General features: G+C 62.8%; 14 protein-coding genes. 3 read left to right on the top strand and 11 right to left on the bottom strand.

The genetic code is table 11. From position 1 onward, the window contains the following. Positions 1 to 11: 11 nt before the first annotated feature. From ACOGI7_RS12900 to ACOGI7_RS12870, 7 genes are all read right to left on the bottom strand, one after another. Positions 12 to 1,160, bottom strand: a complete 1,149-nt coding sequence (locus ACOGI7_RS12900; protein ID WP_419849162.1) for an ABC transporter ATP-binding protein — start codon at positions 1,158 to 1,160, stop codon at positions 12 to 14. Further along, positions 1,153 to 2,784, bottom strand: a complete 1,632-nt coding sequence (locus tag ACOGI7_RS12895) for a glycoside hydrolase family 32 protein (RefSeq protein WP_419849161.1) — start codon at positions 2,782 to 2,784, stop codon at positions 1,153 to 1,155. Before ACOGI7_RS12895 ends, ACOGI7_RS12900 begins: the two co-directional genes overlap by 8 nt. Next, positions 2,781 to 4,082: a glycoside hydrolase family 32 protein gene (locus tag ACOGI7_RS12890; protein ID WP_419849160.1), complete on the bottom strand. Its 1,302-nt coding sequence runs from the start codon at positions 4,080 to 4,082 to the stop codon at positions 2,781 to 2,783. Before ACOGI7_RS12890 ends, ACOGI7_RS12895 begins: the two co-directional genes overlap by 4 nt. Beyond that, complete coding sequence (locus tag ACOGI7_RS12885; RefSeq protein ID WP_419849159.1) at positions 4,082 to 4,972, bottom strand: carbohydrate ABC transporter permease; 891 nt, start codon at positions 4,970 to 4,972, stop codon at positions 4,082 to 4,084. The genes ACOGI7_RS12890 and ACOGI7_RS12885 overlap by 1 nt, the downstream gene beginning before the upstream one ends. A gap of 64 nt (positions 4,973 to 5,036) precedes the next feature. Continuing rightward, positions 5,037 to 6,071, bottom strand: coding sequence for a carbohydrate ABC transporter permease (locus tag ACOGI7_RS12880; protein ID WP_419849158.1), 1,035 nt, complete (start codon positions 6,069 to 6,071; stop codon positions 5,037 to 5,039). 123 nt (positions 6,072 to 6,194) lie between these two features. Then, entirely contained in the window at positions 6,195 to 7,523 is a 1,329-nt protein-coding gene (locus ACOGI7_RS12875; protein ID WP_419849157.1) for a sugar ABC transporter substrate-binding protein, read from the bottom strand. Between the two features lie 79 nt (positions 7,524 to 7,602). Further along, positions 7,603 to 8,619, bottom strand: a complete 1,017-nt coding sequence (locus tag ACOGI7_RS12870) for a LacI family DNA-binding transcriptional regulator (protein WP_419849156.1) — start codon at positions 8,617 to 8,619, stop codon at positions 7,603 to 7,605. 165 nt (positions 8,620 to 8,784) lie between these two features. Between ACOGI7_RS12870 and ACOGI7_RS12865 the strand changes: the two genes are divergently transcribed. After that, positions 8,785 to 9,447: an arsenate reductase ArsC gene (locus ACOGI7_RS12865; RefSeq protein WP_419849155.1), complete on the top strand. Its 663-nt coding sequence runs from the start codon at positions 8,785 to 8,787 to the stop codon at positions 9,445 to 9,447. Between the two features lie 164 nt (positions 9,448 to 9,611). On the opposite strand, the gene ACOGI7_RS12860 is transcribed toward ACOGI7_RS12865, so the two are convergent. From ACOGI7_RS12860 to ACOGI7_RS12845, 4 genes are read right to left on the bottom strand one after another with little or no spacing between them, the layout of a single operon-like run. Next, positions 9,612 to 10,955, bottom strand: coding sequence for a phosphomannomutase/phosphoglucomutase (locus tag ACOGI7_RS12860; RefSeq protein WP_419849154.1), 1,344 nt, complete (start codon positions 10,953 to 10,955; stop codon positions 9,612 to 9,614). Positions 10,956 to 11,000: 45 nt separating this feature from the next. After that, the gene (locus tag ACOGI7_RS12855; protein WP_419849153.1) at positions 11,001 to 11,828 is read right to left on the bottom strand and encodes an enoyl-CoA hydratase; all 828 of its coding nucleotides are present in this window, start codon (positions 11,826 to 11,828) and stop codon (positions 11,001 to 11,003) included. A 52-nt stretch (positions 11,829 to 11,880) separates the two neighbouring features. Further along, complete coding sequence (locus tag ACOGI7_RS12850) at positions 11,881 to 14,538, bottom strand: hypothetical protein (protein WP_419849152.1); 2,658 nt, start codon at positions 14,536 to 14,538, stop codon at positions 11,881 to 11,883. Next, positions 14,535 to 15,533 (bottom strand): hydroxyacid dehydrogenase, encoded by a 999-nt coding sequence (locus tag ACOGI7_RS12845; RefSeq protein WP_419849151.1) that lies wholly within the window; start codon positions 15,531 to 15,533, stop codon positions 14,535 to 14,537. The genes ACOGI7_RS12850 and ACOGI7_RS12845 overlap by 4 nt, the downstream gene beginning before the upstream one ends. A 62-nt stretch (positions 15,534 to 15,595) precedes the next feature. On the opposite strand from ACOGI7_RS12845, the gene ACOGI7_RS12840 reads away from it, so the two are divergent. Together ACOGI7_RS12840 and ACOGI7_RS12835 are read left to right on the top strand one after the other, a co-directional pair. Next, positions 15,596 to 16,447 carry an SDR family oxidoreductase gene (locus tag ACOGI7_RS12840; protein ID WP_419849150.1) on the top strand — a complete coding sequence of 284 codons (852 nt, stop codon included), beginning with the start codon at positions 15,596 to 15,598 and terminating at the stop codon, positions 16,445 to 16,447. A gap of 13 nt (positions 16,448 to 16,460) precedes the next feature. Next, complete coding sequence (locus ACOGI7_RS12835; protein WP_419849149.1) at positions 16,461 to 17,300, top strand: acyl-CoA thioesterase; 840 nt, start codon at positions 16,461 to 16,463, stop codon at positions 17,298 to 17,300. The last annotated feature ends 10 nt before the right edge of the window (positions 17,301 to 17,310 follow it).

Below are 17,310 nucleotides of genomic sequence, written 5' to 3'. Positions count from 1 at the left end.
CAATGCGTGTCTCAATTCCAGATGGACAAGCGAGATTCTGGGTCGAAGAAGTGCAGGTGGGCAACCTCCACCGCGACGGTGACCGGCTCTCCGACTGCCGCTCGGCTGCGGGGGTCGAACCGCCCAACGGTGTTCACATCGGCGCTGATTTCCTCCACCGCATCTGGATCGCCGGCGTCCACGGTTGTCGCGTTCAGGTTGAAGTGGACGATTATCTCCGAGCCCAATGCCTCCACCAACTCCACAGTCGACGACACCGTGGCCACCGCGTCGGGAGCCAATGCGGCATCCTCCAGGTCCTCGGGGCGCACCCCCACAATGACCGCCTCGCCTTCGTATGCTCGCAAGCCGGGCCGGGAGTCGAACACCGCATCCGGCAGACCAATCTGGTGGTCGCCGACCCAAACGGTTGAACCATCGATACGGCCCTCAAACAAATTCATCGACGGTGATCCGATGAACGCGGCCACGAACACATTCTCAGGCCGGTCGTAGAGGTTCTGGGGGGTGTCAACCTGCTGGAGATAGCCGTCTTTGAGCACTGCCACCCGGTCACCCATGGTCATGGCCTCTACCTGGTCGTGGGTCACATATACCGTGGTCACCTCCAATTCGTGTTGCAAGCGGGCTATCTCGGCCCGCATTTGCACCCGCAGCTTGGCATCGAGGTTTGACAGTGGCTCGTCCATCAAAAAGGCCGATGGTTCACGAACGATGGCTCGACCCATGGCCACCCGCTGCCGCTGGCCACCGGACAGCTGGTTAGGCCTCTTGTCGAGTTGCTCAGTGAGTTCCAGGATGCGGGCGGCTTCGGCCACCCGCTCTTTGATCTCCGCCTTGGGCACCTTGGCCAGTCTTAGTGAGAATCCGATGTTCTGCTCAACTGTCATGTGGGGGTAAAGGGCGTAGTTCTGGAACACCATGGCGATGTCGCGTTTCTTGGGTTCGACGTCATTTACAACCCGGTCGCCGATACGCAGAGTGCCTGAGGTGATGTCCTCCAGACCGGCGATCATGCGCAGAGCGGTGGACTTCCCACAGCCGGAAGGTCCGACCAGCACCAAGAACTCCTTGTCGGCGATTTCCAGACTCAATTGGTGAATGGCCTGAAAGCCATTTGGATAGACCTTGTTGATCTCCTCGAAAGCAATTTCAGCCACGAATGGCCTCCCTTCGCTGGTGAGTTCGGTAAGCGGCAAGAACCAAAACAAGAAGTAGCGCAGCCAGAGCCGCAGTAGCCACCCAAGTTCCGTGGCTGCGTCCCGATCGCGGTGGTTCAACGAGATTGCCAGGGTCGATGAAGGACACGGTGGCCTCCACATCGGCAGTTCCGCCTTCGACAAGCAATTCAACGCCGGTCCACGATTCCGGGAACACTTGCTCGGTGAACACGATGGCGCCGCGGTCGATGAAGATCTCGAGCGAGCTTCGATCGACGATCACTCGGATGTCCAAGTCCGTTCGCCCCGGCGGTTCTGCCGGTCCGAGATGGGCGGACCCGAACCATGGCGTGACTTCGGCCGAGCCCGATTGGGATCGATCGACGTAAGTCCTGGACTCGGGTATGGCGTAACCCACGTCAGTCCATTCGCCAGGGGCGCCGTGAAACCTGAGCACTGCACGACGAATCGAGCCTGCCTCCCAAGAGAACTTGGCGTGCACGTCGAATGCTCTGTCTGGGCCGAGTGGAGCAATTAACGGTGCTCCTTCCCGCACCTTTGCCTCAATCGAGGTAAGCGGCCATCGCACGTCGTCAATCTCAGACACCGGCTGTTGTGCAAGGAGCAGACCGTCGGGAGTCTCAATCAGCGATAGTTCCCTGGGGATCGACATCGAGCCTCGCCAAGTGGAAGCGGGTACCGCTTGGGCATACTGCCAGCTGCTCATCCAGCCGATCCAAACGGCCCGGTCGGGAACTTCGCCCCACGTCTGCGGGGCGTAGAAACCAGGACCCCAATCGGCCCACAGCTCGGTCTCATCGTCGTTGGCGTTGACGAATCGCTCACCGTCGAAGTCTCCGACGAAGTACTGGACGCCACTGCCTCCCGAAGGGGAGCAGTCACTGGTGGCCACCGTTAGCACCCAGGCGCTTCTGGATGTACCAGCAATCGGCAGCTCAATGAGATCGGGTGTCTCCCAGACCCCGCAAGTTGCCCCTACCATTGGGCCCACCGTTGACATTGGTGTCCAATTCCGCAGGTCGGGGGATCGATAGAAAATGATGGCGAGTCCCGAGCCCACGGCCATTACCCAATGGGGATCGCCCGGACCTCTATCCCAGAGGAACACGAGGGGATCTCGGAAGTTCCGGATTCCGCTGGGCGGTTGGAGGATCGGGTTTCCTTCATACTTCTGCCAGGTATGGCCCTGATCGGTGCTATAGGCCAGGCTCTGCATCTGTCTGGGGGTGGCGAAATGGGTGAACGCCGCCACTATTGCCCCCTCACCGAAACCAGCGGAGTTGTGATGGTCGATTACCGCCGATCCTGAGAAGATGGTGCCGATTTCATCGGGGAAGAGGGCGATCGGCTGGTGATTCCAACTCAGGAGGTCCTCGCTAGTGGCATGGCCCCAGTGCATCGGCCCCCACAAAATGTCGTCTGGATTGTGCTGGTAGAAGAGGTGATAGATGTCGCCCACCCTGACTAGTCCGTTCGGGTCGTTGATCCAGCCTGTTGGCGGGGTGAAGTGGATAGATGGGCGGTCGTTGGTTTGCTGGCTAGAGGCAACCGCTGTTGTAGGAAGCACTATGGCCACCGTGAGCGCCGCCCCGAGCATTCTCATAGCAGTCTGATTTCTGCTTGGCCGTCTACTCGTACATGCCATTCCTCACCCGGGAAGGTGAGGGCGCTTAGAGATGCCTGGCCTCCAGCGGCAAACACCTCGATGGTTCCGTGGTCGATGATGATCTGATGTATGCCGCCTTGAGTCAGCTCGGCTTCGTATCGCTGGGCGTATCCCTCCACCACCTCTCCTTGGCGGGTTATCGAAGCCGACTGGCTGGTGATCTCTATGGTTGCTACCAGTCCTTTGTCCCCTTCGATCTCCGCTCTCATCGAGTCATCTGCTCGGACATAAATGGCTGTGTCGGGTTCGCTAGACCAGGCAGAACCATGGAAAGGCGAGCTTCGGGTGACAAGATCGACGGCAGGCGCGGTCAAGAGCTGCCCGTCATCGGCTAGCGAGAGCAGGCGCGGAAGCGACTGGACCCCCCGCCATCCGTTGCTGGGGTGGGAGTTGGAATAGCGCCAGCTGTTCATCCACCCCATCACCACCGGATTGTCTGTCGGCGCGGCGTGGAAGCTCTGCATGGCATAGAAGTCAGGTCCGAAGTCCACCGGGGCAGGTGTGGAAGAAGGCTCGAATCTGACCCCATTGAAGTTTCCGGGTACGGCCAGGCTGGCACTGTGTCCGTGGGGCCCGGCATTGGTGACGCAGAAGGTGAGCAGCCACCCGGGATCGCTACCGGGCAACCTCATTAGGTCGGGGCACTCCCAGACCCCGTCGGCCTCCAGATCCCAGGTGAACTCGCCTTCCAGATTCCAGTGTTTGAGGTCCGCCGACCGATAGAAGTGAACTCGGTCGCCCACGGCCAGGACCATGGCCCACCGACGGGGGTCGCCATCGTCCATGGCCAGGACTTTTGGGTCTCGACAATCGATGGCATCAATTTCCAACACCGGATTGCTTGGGGACACACTCCAGGTGAGTCCTCCGTCGAGACTGGCGGCAATTGACTGACGCTGGAGTCCCTCTAGGTCTTGGGTGAACATAGCCACAAGGGCCCCAGCCCCGAACCCTGCGGTGTTGTCATGGTCGATTACCGCAGATCCCGAGAATATGGTCCCCTGTTCGTTGGGCGACAGTGCAACCGGGTGGTGGTCCCAGCTCACCAGATCTGCACTGGAGGCGTGGCCCCAGTGCATCGGGCCCCACACAATGTCGTTGGGATTGTGCTGGTAGAAGGCATGCCAGTGCCCATCGACATAACAGAGCCCGTTGGGGTCGTTCATCCAGCCAGTAGGAGGCGTCAAATGAACTGCGGGGCGCGCCGGTGCCAAGCCATCCCAGCTAGTGGTCATCAGCCCTTGACTCCGCTAGAGGCAACCGATTCGATGAAGGCCCGCTGAAAGGCCAAGAAGATCAGAAGTATGGGAATCGTGATCAGGGTCAAGTAGGCCATGATCTCTCCCCAGGCCACATCGAGTTGGAAGAAATAGGCCACTCCAAGCATGACAGGGCGGATGTCTTCTTGCTGCACTACAAGCAGCGGCCATAGGTACCCGTTCCAAATCGGCAAGAAGGTGAGGATGGCCACAGTGGCGAAAGCTGGGCCCGACAGCGGTACGGCCACCTTTCGGTAGATCTGAAACCAGGAGGCGCCGTCGATTAGAGCTGCCTCGTCCAGCTCTTTGGGAATGCTGCTGAAGTACTGGGCGAACAAGAAGATCGAGAATGCGTTAGCAACGAACGGCAGGATTTGCACGTGGTATGTGTTGAGCCATCCCTGAGTAATCTCGAAGCCGTCGCTGATGCTGATCGTGGGAAGCTCGGTCACCACCATGAGCAACGGGATGGCTATGGCCTCAAGGGGAAGGATGAGGGTGGCAATGATCAGGCTGAGCAGCACCTTTTGTCCTCGGAATCGAACACGGCTCAGGGCGAAGCCGGCCATGGAGTTGACGACGAGTCCCAGGCCTACGGTGAGGCTGGAAATGGCTATGGAATTCAAGATGAACCGTCCTGCGGGTACCCGGTCGAACACTCCCTTGTAGTTGTCCAACGAGATGTCTCCGTAGGGGATGAATGCCCGGAGTGAGGAGGTGTCTCGCAGTAGTTGGTCGTCGGGCTTGAGCGACGAAACCACCATGAACACGATTGGGAACAAGAAGAATGCCGCGAAGATGCACAAGAGCAGATAACGGGAGGCCAGCAGCATCGCTGCCTTGTTGTGAGAGGTCACGGTTCTCATACTCACTCGATTGCCGGAGGTGATGGCCTTCATGGTGCAGCTTTCGCGATCGGTGGGACTGGTCTCATGTGGGCTTGGGCTCCCGGGTAAGCCATCTCTGCACGAGGGCCACAGCCAAGACCATGACGAAGAACACCAATGAAATCGCCGAGCCATAGGCGATGTTCTGCTGGCTCCATCCCTGCCTTACGGCGTAGAAGATGACCGATGAAGTGGAGTCCAGAGGCCCGCCATTGGTCATCACGTCCACCTGAGTGAACAGGCCAAATGCGGCGATGGTGATGGTGATCAGGATGAACACCCGACAGGCCCGCAAACCGGGCCACGTTACATGGCGAAACTGGGCCCAGCGGCTGGCGCCGTCGATGGCTGCCGCCTCGTAGAGGACCCCAGGTATGGTCTGAAGCCCCGCGAGCCAGATCACCATGTGCAACCCGACAGCCTGCCAGATTGACATCCCCATCAGTGCGGGCATGGCTGTCGTGGTATCGCCCAACCAGTCGGTGCCGGTGATGCCTCCGAATGTGAACCAGTCGAGCACCGAGTTGAGCAACCCGTTCTCCGCGTCGTATATGAACCTCCACAAGATGGAGATCACCACCATGGCGGTGACCACCGGCATGAAGTAAATGGCGCGAAACACATTTATTCCCCGCAGCTTCTGATTGACCAGCAGAGCCAGCACAAGCCCCAGCCCGCTCTGCACGGGGACGATCACCGCCGCGAAGAAGATTGTGTTGATCATCGACTTGACGAACAGGAGGTCGCCCACCAAGAAGTAGGTCCGCTTGTCGTCTCCCCGGGGAATGCTGAACCACTTCTGCAAGCCGTCAAACTGGGGATTGTCAGGGTTGTTTCGGATGGTCTCCCGGAGCGGATAGACCAGACCACCGTCCTCGTTGCGCACGTACTCGCCGCTCTCGTCTAGCGATGGAGAAAGCGTCACCCACTCGAACGAGAGCAGCCGGTCGAACTGATCGGCCCCCACATATTGAGTGGGATTCGGCGAGGCCAACCGCTGGTCAGTGAAACTGAAGTAGAACGACGCCACAAACGGAAGGGCAAGGAACAGCAGCAGCACCACCACAGGCGCGACCATCAAAAGGCCGGTTCGGCGCTCCGATTTGGTTGCTGCCGCTGTACTCGCCATCGCCGATTACTTTGCCAGGCCGGAAGCTCGGGCGGCCTGAAGTAGGCCGCCCGAGCTCCACCTGGAGGGGAATTAGTTGGTGTAGCCGCTGTTGGCTTCGATGTCGGCGTCGATCTCGTCGACCGCCGCGTCGAGAGCTGTCAACACATCGGCGCCGTTGGCAATATCAGCCAGAGCCTTCTCAAAGACCACTGCGGCGTTGAGATACGCCGGGGTCGGCGGGCGGATCAGGCCTTGCTGGTTGCTGAGCTCGAAGAAGACCTCAAGTGGGCCGCCGGCGGTGTAATTCTGCGTGAGCGCAGCCGCACCCGGGGTAGACGGTATTAGGCCTATGCCATCGGAGAACGAAGCCAGGTACTTGTCATCGATGGCGAATTCGATGAAGGCGTTGGCGCACTCGGGATTATCGCTAGTCGAAGACACGCCGAATTGCCACGAGGCAGCGCCGATTTTCGGACCGTGGCCGAAATCGGGAGCGGGCAGGTACAGCATGTCATCGCCGAATGCTTCCAGCGCGCCCAGAGCCGCCCAGTTGCCATTCCACTGGAGGGCATAGCGACCGTCTACGAAACCGGTCTCCCGGTCGGCGCCGTCTTGTGACGTGCCCGGTGCCAGACCTCGATCGAACAGGCTCTGCCACCAGTCGCCGAAGGCCTGTGCCTCGGGACCATTCAAGACGCCCTCGGCGCTCTGATAGTCGGAGCGATCGATGATGTCGCCACCGAAGCTCTGAAGCAACGGGGAGAAGGCGTAGGGATACCATTCGCCGGTCCATGCCATTCCGAGGTCGAGGGCGTAGTCGAATTCTCCTGAAGCCTGGAGGGTCTCCAGAATGCCGTCGAACTCCTCAAAGCTCCATGGATCGTCAAGTGTCGGAATGCGGATTCCGTTTGCTTCCAGCACCGACTGGCGGGCAAACATGGCGATGGCCGCATCCCACAGCCCTAGCGAGTAGACCTCTCCATTCCAGCTGCCAATGGCACCCGGCAGGAAGTCGGCATAGGCCGAGGGGTCAATGCTCAGCGGCTGCATATATTCGGCCCAGGCCCAGTTGGGCATGACCGGACCGTCTACATCGATGATGTCGGGCAAGCTGCCGTCTAGAGCAGCTGCAATCACCGACTCGTTGTAGGCATCCTGTGGAAAGTCCTCGCGCGTGATGCGGCACTCGTTCTGCTCGGCATTGAAGTCATCGATGATGTTTGTCAGCAGCTCTCGCTCGGTGTCGTTGCCCGCCCCGTGATACCACATCGTGATGGTCTCCGGGCCGGCGGGCGGCGCCTCGGTTGGAGCAGCTGTGGGCGCCTCTGTTGGAGCAGCCGCTGGTGCCTCCGTGGCCGGTGCTGGCGCTGGCGCCTCGTCGTCATCGTTGCCGCAGGCTGCGGCAACCAGACTGAACACGGCAACGATGAGTAGCAACAGCCCCCAATTGCCGAATCTTCTTGTAGTTTTCATGGAAGGTCCCCTCCCTGTATTTGCTCTATTGCTGACCGGGCGGAGCGACTGAGCCTCGCTCGACGAGGGGGCATGGCATTCGCTTGCCTTGCGGGCCGGCCCCCTTGTCGAGCAGGCGCAGCACCTGCTCCATTGCCCATCGACCCATTTCGTCGTGCGGCAGTTGCACGCTGGTGAGGCCCGGGTCGACGGCCTCAGCCACAAGGATCTGGTTGTCGAAACCGACAACTGACAGATCCTGCGGAATGGATACGCCGAGGCGGCTGGCTGAGATGTACACCCCGGCGGCTATGCGATCGTTGAAACAAAATATGGCTGACGGAGGATTTTCTCCCTCCAGCAATTGGGCTGCCGCCATTGCGCCACTGGTTGCATCCGAACTGGCGTAAGCCAGCAGATTCAGGTCCTGGTCCAATTCTCGGGCATCCAGGACCGTTCGCCAGGCCTCCTCCCTTTCGACAGCCGCTGGTGTGCCGTCGCGGTCGTTGATCATGGCGATTCGGCGGTGACCAGCATCGGCTAGATGGTCGACTGCTGCTCTAGCGCCGCCAATCTCGTCAGGAGCCACCCACGAGAATGCCGCCTCATCTTTGGGGCGGGAATCCAGAATGACCGTGGGGATGCTCTCCAGCGAGGTAGGAGGCTCAATGATGCGGTGGTACATGGTGGCGTACACCGCGGCATCGATTTGTCGATCCAACAGCGCCTCCACCGCGCGCTCTTCGACATCGGGGTGATAGTCGGTGTTGGCCAACAGGAGCACATAGCCATGGTCGTCGGCCACGCGCTGGGCACCTTGGATCATGGCACCGGCATAGGGGGTGGTGACGACCTCATCGCTGATGAACCCGATTGCCCTGGTTCGCTGGCTTCGCAAACTGCGGGCCAAGACATTGGGGCGATACTTCATCTCACGGGCCACCGCCCGTACCCGAGCCCGAGTCTCGCCGCTGATGGAGTCGTCCTTGCCGTTGAGCACCATCGAAGCGGTGGCGGTGGACACCCCGGCGCGTTCCGCCACGTCTTGCAGTCGGACCCGCATCCCCCTCGAAAGCCCCCTTGATTTAATCGATTTACTAAACCGATTAACTTCTACACCACCCCAGTTCTGCTGTCAATCTCTTCCACCGGAAGAATTCACCCTCGGTCAAGAGGGCGTTCACCTCGCTTCCAATTGGCCTCCAATTGGGTAGGCGAGAATTCCGGGATGGATGAGCAGACTCTGTTGGAGCCGCAGGTCAAGCTGACCACTGAGCAGATCTTGTTGATAAAGCAGGCTGCCCAACGGCTGAAGACCAAGTTTGAGGGCACCTTCAACGCCGAGACCATCGAGCGGTACATCACTGACTCGCAGACCCGGCTGGAGAGCCGGGCCAAGTTCGCCACCTGGCTGCCGGTGCTCATCGAGCGGTTCACTCACGACCGGCTGATTGCTTTGGCCCGCCTAGAGGTGGGCACTTTGGACCGGCCCGGTGTGCTGTTCCTATGCGTCCACAACGCGGGACGCTCTCAGATGGCGGCCGGCTACCTGCGTCATTTGGCTGGCGATCGAGTGGATGTGTTCACCGGCGGTTCCGACCCCGGCTTCGACACCAACAAGGTGGTGGTGGAAGCCATGGCCGAAGAAGGGATCGACATCGCTACCGAATACCCCAAGCCGTGGACTGACGAAATCGCCCGAGCCGCCGATGTGATCGTGAGCATGGGCTGTGGCGATGCCTGCCCCATCTATCCCGGCAAGCGCTATGAGGATTGGGAGTTGGACGACCCCTCAGGACTACCCATTGAGGCAGTGCGTCCCATTCGGGACGACGTCAGGCTCCGCGTTGAGACCTTGCTGGCCTCCTTGGAGCTGACCCCCGTTTCCTAGCGTTTGCCCTAATCGCAGGTCTTTCCCCGCGACCCGTCGTGCGAGGTTGGAATGAAGCCACTAAGTTACGGCGCAGCCGGGGAGAGGAGGACGGGAGGGGGGCATTCCTCTCCCCGGCTGTGTAATTCATTAAACCGGGATGTGGGCGTTAAACGGCGCTCAATTCAAGCGATAAGGGCTTGGATTTCGGCCAATCGCTGTTGCACCTCGTCTGGGGTGGGCGCCTCAAGATTCAACCTCAGCAGCGGCTCAGTATTGGAGGGGCGCAGATTGAACCACCAGTCGCCCAGGTCCACGGTGAGTCCGTCGAGGCGGTCTTGGCGGGCATTCGGGTAGGCGGCCGCCACCCGCTCGATCACCACTGCCGCGTCGTCCACCGTGGTGTTGAGCTCTCCCGATGAGGCATAGCGGTCGAAGTCCGACACGAGATCGGACAGGCCCGCCGGGTGGTGGCTGAGGGCTTCCAGCACCATCAGGGCGGCGATCAGGCCGCTGTCGGCCCGATAGTTGTCCCGGAAGTAGTAGTGGCCCGAGTGCTCCCCTCCGAATATGGCACCGGTGTCGGCCATGGCTTGTTTGATGATGGAGTGGCCTACCTGGGTTCGCACCGCGGTGCCACCCGCCTCGGCGATCGCTTCGGGAACGGTCCGAGAGCAGATCAGGTTGTGGATGATGGTGGCGCCGGGTTCCCGCTCCAAGACCGTGCGGGCGATGATGGCGGTGGTCAACGACCCCGACACCGGTCGGGCGTTTTCGTCCACCAAGAACATGCGGTCGGCATCGCCGTCGAAGGCCATTCCGACATCGGCGTCTACTTCCAGCACCCGGCTCTGGAGGTCGCGTAGATTCTCGGGCTGGAGAGGGTCGGCCGGGTGGTTGGGGAAGGTGCCGTCCAACTCGGGAAACAGGTGGTCGAGTGTGAGGTGCAGTCCTTCGAACACGGCCGGCACCACCAGGCCTCCCATGCCGTTGGCGGTATCGGCCACCACCAACAGAGGGGCCAGCGCGTCCACGTCCACGAAGGAGCGGACATGGGCGACGTAGTCGCCCAGCAAGTCCCGGCTGGTGCGGGTGCCCTTGGTAGCTTCCGGGTCGGGGCCGGCGATGGCCATGGACTTGATGGCCTCCAACCCGGTGTCGGCACCGATGGGCGCGGCACCCGCGCCGCACATCTTGATCCCGTTGTAGCCCGCGGGATTGTGGGAGGCGGTGAACACTGCTCCGGGCAGATCGAGGCTGCCCGAGGCGTAGTAGAGCATGTCGGTGGCGCACAGTCCCACGTCCACCACGTCGAGGCCGTGGTCCATGGCCCCGTCGCCGAAAGCAGCGGAGAATTCTTCGCCCTCGGGGCGCATGTCCCGCCCGACCAGCACCGTCGTTGCCCCCGATGCGGCGATAAACCGGGCGAAGGCGCCTCCAATGGCCCGGGCACCGTCGGCGTCGATTTGATCGCCCACCGTGCCCCGCACGTCGTAGGCCTTGAAAATGGCGTCGTAGTCGGTGGCCATGCCGGGGCGAGCTAGTGCTCGGGGCGGTTCAGCGGCATCGGGCGGCTACTGCTTCTTCAGGTTCTGCTTCATCTCGTCGAGCTGCATCAAGATGGGATAGCCGCTGACGCTGATGGCGTTGCCGTGGCCGGTGTGGTGGACGTCGAACACCGATTGGAGGGCGGTGTAGTAGCCCTGCACATCGAGAGTCTGGTTCACCGCCCGCTTGGCCTGCGCCAAACCGAATGCGTTGTTCGTGGCGATCTGGGCGGCCAGTTCGTGGGTGCGCTCCCAGAGTTGGTCGCGGGGGACCGCCTCCCGAGCAACCCCGATCTGGACGGCTTCTTCGGCTCCCAGGGTGCGCTGGGTGAACAGCAGGTCTTTGGCTCGGCGGGCACCCAATTCCCAGGTGTGGCCGTGGTACTCCACCCCGCCGATGGCCATCAGCACCACCGGGTCGGAGAACTCCACGTCGTCGGCCACCACCAGCAGATCGAGCGGCCAGATCAGGTTCAGAGCCCCGGCGATGGCCTTGCCCTGGATGGCGCCGATGGTGGGCTTGGGGATGTTGCGCCAATGCCAGGAGTAGCCCAGGTACTTGCGGGCCTCCCAGCGGTAGATCTTGTTCAGCTGCCAGCTGCCGTCGGCCTCGGCCAGCGACACGGCGTCGGGGTCGGGAGCGCCGCCGCCCAGGTCGTGGCCGGCGGAGAAGTGCCTGCCCTCGCCCCGCAGCACGATCACCTTCACGTCGTCGTCGTATTCGGCGGCCAAGAAGTGGTGGTGCAGCTCATCGAGCATCCGCTCGTTCTGGGCGTTGGCCTTTTCGGGTCGGGCCAGCGTGATGGTGGCCACCGCGTCAGCGGTCTCGTAGCCGACGTATCTGTACTCGCTCATGAGATGTCCTTAATCGATGCCTGCAAATGTGGGTTCTACCACGGTCTAGGCGTCAGGTCTTGCTGAGGGCGGCGGCTTCGAGCACCGCCAGGGTTTCCTCGGCGATAGGGCCCCATTCAAACGTCGGGCGAAGGTCGATCAGGGCTTGGCGGGAGCGGTCCAAGTCCTCGGGGCTGAGATTGTCGAGGCAGCGGGTGAGGTCTTCGACGGTGTCTCCGTAGCGGATGTCGGCCCCGGCGAAGGTCTCGTCGAAGAAGTCCCAGTTGCTGGTGATGGCGGGCACGCCAGCTCCGATGCAGTCGAAGGCGGTGCCGGTGGTGAGCATCCCGGAGGGGGCGAAGGGGAGTATCACCGCGTCGAAGGCCTTCACGCGCCGCAGGTACTGGCTGAAGTCGAGATGGCCGAACTCGGCGATGATGCGGGGGTCGTCGGGCACGGCCACCGTTAGGTCCACCCGGATCACCAGCTGGATGTCGTCCCGGGCGCAAGCGGCTACTGCGTCCACCACCAGTTGGAGGTCCTTTTCCACCCGAGGGGTCCCGATAACCGCCACCCGCAGCCCGCATGGTGCCCATCCCTCGGCCAACTCGACATCTTCGCGGGTGGTGTGGGCCACCGTCTCGTATTCGCGCCCCCAATGACCGTGGGCGATGACGTGGTGCTCGGTGCTGGGGCCGTAGTCGTAGGTGGCCAGGGCCACCTCTAGGCCCACCTGGCTGTGGTGGATGACGGCGTCGGCCGCCTCGGCCCATAGCTGGTAGCTGGCCGCGGCCTCGTCGGTCTTGAAGAAGTGGGGCAGCAGGTTGTGCTGGGTCCACACGATGGCGGTGCCGGTGGCCTTGACCTGCTCGAGCACCTCGGCGGTGCGCTGGGGGTCGACGCCGCTCCACCATTCCGGCCAGGCCATGTGCAACACGTCGACGTCCCGCAACCTTCGCACCAGCTTGTCGTCGGGGATGCCCGCGCCGATGGCCACCACCCGGTCGGCCATCGGGTCGTACAGCGAGCGGTCGTAGGGGTGGCCGTGGATGGTGCTGGCCACCCGCAGGCGGGGGGTGACCTTCCAGGTGAAATCCACCATTGACGCGGGTTCGAGCTCAGCCTGGTACACCCGGGGCAGCTCACCCCAGAAGCTGCGCCACTCGGCGATTCCCGCGGTGTCGATGGCCTGAATTCGACCGGTATCGATCTCCACGTCCAGCGGCCGTCCGGCAGGCTCGGCCACGGTGAGGGTCAGCGGTCCGGGGAGGTCGGGGTCGTCGAATTGGAGCTGTTCAGAAACAACCAGCGAGCGGCCCTTCACTTGGTAGGTGGCGGTACGGCGGCCCGCCACCGTCGGCTCGTCGCTGCCCGCAGGCGCCCACCCATCGTGGACGATGGTGACCGAGCCCGGCTCGTGCTCCACCGAGGTGGGCAGTCCCGCCGGGACCAGGGGAGCATTGTTGGTGCCGGTGCGGTCGTCTCGGCCCAGTGGGGTGATCACCGGCAGCATCACCGGATGGCCGGAGGTGGGCTGCTCAAACAGGCCCGGGCTTCGCGGCGAGGGGGCGTAGTCGGCCGAGAATCCGAACACCGTGGGCAGGGAGAATGACATCGGCTTAGCCCGGTACGACCACACCGTGGCCCGCTGGGAATCGTCGAATGAGATGAATCGCTCCGCAGGGAGATAGGCATCGCCGGGCGGTGCGCTAGGCGTTTCAGGTCGGCGGCGTAGTTCGAGGGCGGAGAGCAGCAGCTTGCCGTAGATGTCCAGGGTCATCTGAAGCCTTCGGGCCGGGCCGCGGTAGAACATGGTGGCTCGGTTTTGGTGGGCGGCGATGACCCCACTGGGGAACCACTCCAACAGATCGTCAAGAGTCGCATCGGCTCGGGCCAGCCAGCGGTCTTGGGGCACGTCGAGGTCGCGCCCCGCGGCGATGGCGGCCAGCTCGATGGTGATGGCCATGCCCAGCGCTCCGATAGACCGCCCCCAAGTGATGGCCCCGCCCGGCTGGGCCACCTCGTCTAGGTCGACCAGCACCTTCGACAGCCCGCTGACCCACCCCGGGCCAAGCTGGTCGGCCAGCGGCTCGGCGAACAGATACATGTCGGGGGTGTAGATGTCGTAATGGACCCAGTTGCCCATGCCGTCGTTCAACCAGCCCGTGGGGCTGGAGAACATCGAGCGCACCCGGTCGAGCAGGTCGGGCAGCTCAGCGGGCGCCTCGCCGCCCCGAAGCTTGGCCAGGGCTCGCAGGCATCGGGAGGCCACCACCGCGAAGTTGGGCGGGATGGCATCGGTGTCGGCCAGCCGGCCGATGATGCCCGGGGAGTGCACTGCATCGAGCACGGTCTGATGGAGCTCGGAGGGGAGGGAATCGAGACCCCCGATGCGCAGAACCGTCTCTCCTACCCGGTAGCTGGCGAACGCCTCCACCGTGGCGGGATCAAGCGAAGCGATCAGCGGCGGGATCCGGGCTCGCAGTTCGCACCCGTCCACCTCGTCGACTCCGCATTCGATGAGCAGTCCCAGCACGTACAACAAGTCGGCGGTGGCGTCGTCCAAGACCGCATGGCCGGCATAGAGCCGGGGCAGCTCCAATCCGGGAGCCGCCGACTGCTCGAACTCCGCCATCTTGTCCCTTGTAACCGCTATCAGCCGGTCGGCCAGGGCACCAGCGGTGGTGGTACCAGCCAAGGGGTGTTCGGGAAAGCGGAGGTCCATGCTCATGCCATCGTGGCCAATCGCTCTTTGGTCACCTCGTTGAGGGCTGGCTCTCCGGCCGACCATCGCCGGACCTCCTCGATCACGTAGTCGGTCATGCGGGCCAACTCGGTGCCCTGGCTGCCAGCCAAGTGGGGGCTGATCCACACGTTGGGCAACTCCAGAATGGGGCTGTTGTCGGGCAGCGGCTCAGGGTCGGTTACATCCAAGATGGCGTACAGCCGCCCCGACACCAGGTGGGGCAGAAGCGCCTCGTGGTCGATCAGCGGACCGCGGGCGGTGTTGATCACCGTGGCCCCGTCGGGCAGGGCCGACAGTTGGTCGGGTCCGATCATATGCATCGTCTCGGGCAGGGCCGGTGCGTGGATGGACAGCACATCGGCACTGGCGCACAATTCGTCCAACTCCAGCTTCTCGACCCCTAGCGAAGCGGCTTCCTCAGGGGTGACGTAGGGGTCGTAGAGCGTCACCGTCAAGTGGGGAAAGGGGCGCAGCAGCTCGATTACCCGGCGGCCGATCAGCGATGCCCCAATGATGCCGATGGTGCGGCCGTAGTTGCCCCACTGGCGGTCGCCCATGTTCGACATAGCCGAAAAGTCAGCCGGGCCCCGGCGCCACAGCACCCCCTTGTTGGCGAACAAGATGGCGGCCAGGGTGAACTCGGCCACCGGCTCGGCATTGGCGTTGGCCCCGCTGGTCACTCGGATGTCCCGGTCCCATACCGCGTCGGTGAGAGTCATCTTCACCGTTCCCGCGGCGTAGGCGAACAAGCCCAGCCGGGGCGCCTGATCCAGCATGGCGGCGTCCAGCGGCGGGCACCCCCAGTGGCCGACAATCACCTCGGCCTCGGCCAGCACAGTGCTGGCTTCTTCGTCCCAGGCCCCGATGGGCTCGGTGTTCAACAACAGCCCCAGCGCCCGCAGCCGGTCGAGATCGGCCTTGCCGAACAGATCCATGCCTGGCCAATGGGCGATAGCGATGTTGGGTTGCCCTCTGCTCATTGCCAGAAGTCTCCCAATATCGGCTAGACCATTCACAAGCAAGACCGAAAAGGGGAGAGGCTATGGCAGATCTGGTCAGCTACGAGGGCAAGCGGGTGCTGGTGGTGGGCGGTGCCACCGGGATGGGGGCGGCGGCGGCTCAGAAGGCGGCCTCGCTCGGAGCTCACACCATCGTGCTGGACATCGCCGACGTGGCCTACGAGTGCGGGCAGTACATCCACGTCAACTTGGGTGACCAGGCCAGCGTGGACGCCGCCGTCGAAGCCATCGAAGGCCCAGTGCACACCGTGTTGGCCTGCGCCGGGGTGGCCGACGGGACCGGCAACCTGATGCTGATTAACTTCACGTCGCAACGCCACCTCATCGAAGCGCTGGTCAAGAGTGCCAAGCTGGGCCGAGGCAGCTCGGTGAGCTTCATCTCCTCGGCGGCCGGGATGGGCTGGCTGGACAACCTCGAGCAGGTGAAAGACTTTCTGGCCACCCCCGATTGGGACACCGCCGCGGCATGGATCGACGAGAACGAGGGCACCGACAGCTACATGTTCTCCAAGCAGGCCATCAACGGCTACGTGGCTGCCCAGGCGTTCCCCTTCCTGCAAAAGGGCATGCGCATCAACTCCATCATGCCCGGTCCCACCGACACGCCCTTGGCCCAGGCCAACGCCGACATCTGGCTGGCGTTTGGAGCCGGCTATCGGGAGGCCGCCGATGTGCCCACCCTGGTTCCCGAGCAGATGGGCGACACGCTCCTGTTTCTCAGCAGCGACGCCGCTAGTGGCATTAACGGGATCAACTTGCTGGTGGACCAAGGCCACACCAATGCGTCGCTGGTTGATGCATGGGACGACCCGTTCGTGAAGGTGATGGCTGGGATGATGGAGTTCGACCCGGCCATGTTCGGCATGGATGAATGAGCAATAGCGCCCCATGAGCGGCGAACTGCCTGACATCTTGGAGCTCACCGAGGTCGGTGAGCAGCGGTATCACGTCTTCCAGCCGGCGGAGTCGGCTGAGGGGCGAGATGTGGTGTTCAGCGGCCAGCTCCTGGCCCAGATGATGATGGCGTCGGATCGGGAGGCTGGCGGCGCCAAGGACATCCGTTCGGTGCATGCCATCTTCGCCCGAGCCGGCACCTACACCCTGCCCATCGAGGTGGACGTCGACTCCATGCAGGCCGGGCGCACCTGGGCCAGCGATTCGGTGACCGCCACCCAGGGGGGCAAGCTGCTCAGCCGAGCGCTGATCTTGATGAGCACGGTGGATGACGACTTGATGCGCCACGAGCCGGTAATGCCCGACGTGCCCGCTCCCGATGGCTTGGATCCCGGCTTCGCCTTCATCTTCCCCGGCGCCGAGTGGCGGCCGGTGCCCGGCGAACCGGAGATCGACGGCGTGCCGGTGGAGCGGGCCTGGCATCGCTACGGGCCAGAGGTGGAGTCTCAAGCGGCCAACCAGGGCATCGCCGGATGGGCCACCTGCGGCAACATCATCGGGCTGGCCATGCGCCCCCATCGAGACACCATCCGAATCGAGGACGCCCACCGGACCTTGTCCACCGGCGTGATCGCCCACACGCTCCACTTCTTGGATCACCTGGACGTTTCCCAGTGGCTGCTGGTGCAAATGCAGGCCACCAAAGCAGCCAACGGCCGGGTCTACGGCCAAGGCGAGGTGTTCACCGCTGATGGCCAGTTGGTGGCCACGTTCCAACAAGACTCCATGGCCAAAGCCGCCCCCGCCCCCATGAACCCCTCCCGCTCGATGTAGCGGAGAGCGC

It is taken from the genome of Candidatus Poriferisocius sp., from assembly GCF_965204145.1.
Taxonomy (GTDB): domain Bacteria; phylum Actinomycetota; class Acidimicrobiia; order Acidimicrobiales; family Bin134; genus Poriferisocius.
The sequence above is the reverse complement of the archived record's forward strand: the minus strand, read 5'-3'. Positions and strand labels throughout refer to the sequence as shown.

Coding starts and splice junctions, on each gene's coding strand:
- ACOGI7_RS12870 (WP_419849156.1), bottom strand. CDS start 8,619: ATGCGGGTCCGACTGCAAGACGTGGCGGAACGCGCCGGGGTGTCCACC.
- ACOGI7_RS12860 (WP_419849154.1), bottom strand. CDS start 10,955: ATGGCCACCGACTACGACGCCATTTTCAAGGCCTACGACGTGCGGGGC.
- ACOGI7_RS12890 (WP_419849160.1), bottom strand. CDS start 4,082: ATGACCACTAGCTGGGATGGCTTGGCACCGGCGCGCCCCGCAGTTCAT.
- ACOGI7_RS12840 (WP_419849150.1), top strand. CDS start 15,596: ATGGCAGATCTGGTCAGCTACGAGGGCAAGCGGGTGCTGGTGGTGGGC.
- ACOGI7_RS12835 (WP_419849149.1), top strand. CDS start 16,461: ATGAGCGGCGAACTGCCTGACATCTTGGAGCTCACCGAGGTCGGTGAG.
- ACOGI7_RS12850 (WP_419849152.1), bottom strand. CDS start 14,538: ATGAGCATGGACCTCCGCTTTCCCGAACACCCCTTGGCTGGTACCACC.
- ACOGI7_RS12895 (WP_419849161.1), bottom strand. CDS start 2,784: ATGAGAATGCTCGGGGCGGCGCTCACGGTGGCCATAGTGCTTCCTACA.
- ACOGI7_RS12855 (WP_419849153.1), bottom strand. CDS start 11,828: ATGAGCGAGTACAGATACGTCGGCTACGAGACCGCTGACGCGGTGGCC.
- ACOGI7_RS12845 (WP_419849151.1), bottom strand. CDS start 15,533: ATGAGCAGAGGGCAACCCAACATCGCTATCGCCCATTGGCCAGGCATG.
- ACOGI7_RS12865 (WP_419849155.1), top strand. CDS start 8,785: ATGGATGAGCAGACTCTGTTGGAGCCGCAGGTCAAGCTGACCACTGAG.
- ACOGI7_RS12885 (WP_419849159.1), bottom strand. CDS start 4,972: ATGAGAACCGTGACCTCTCACAACAAGGCAGCGATGCTGCTGGCCTCC.
- ACOGI7_RS12880 (WP_419849158.1), bottom strand. CDS start 6,071: ATGGTCGCGCCTGTGGTGGTGCTGCTGCTGTTCCTTGCCCTTCCGTTT.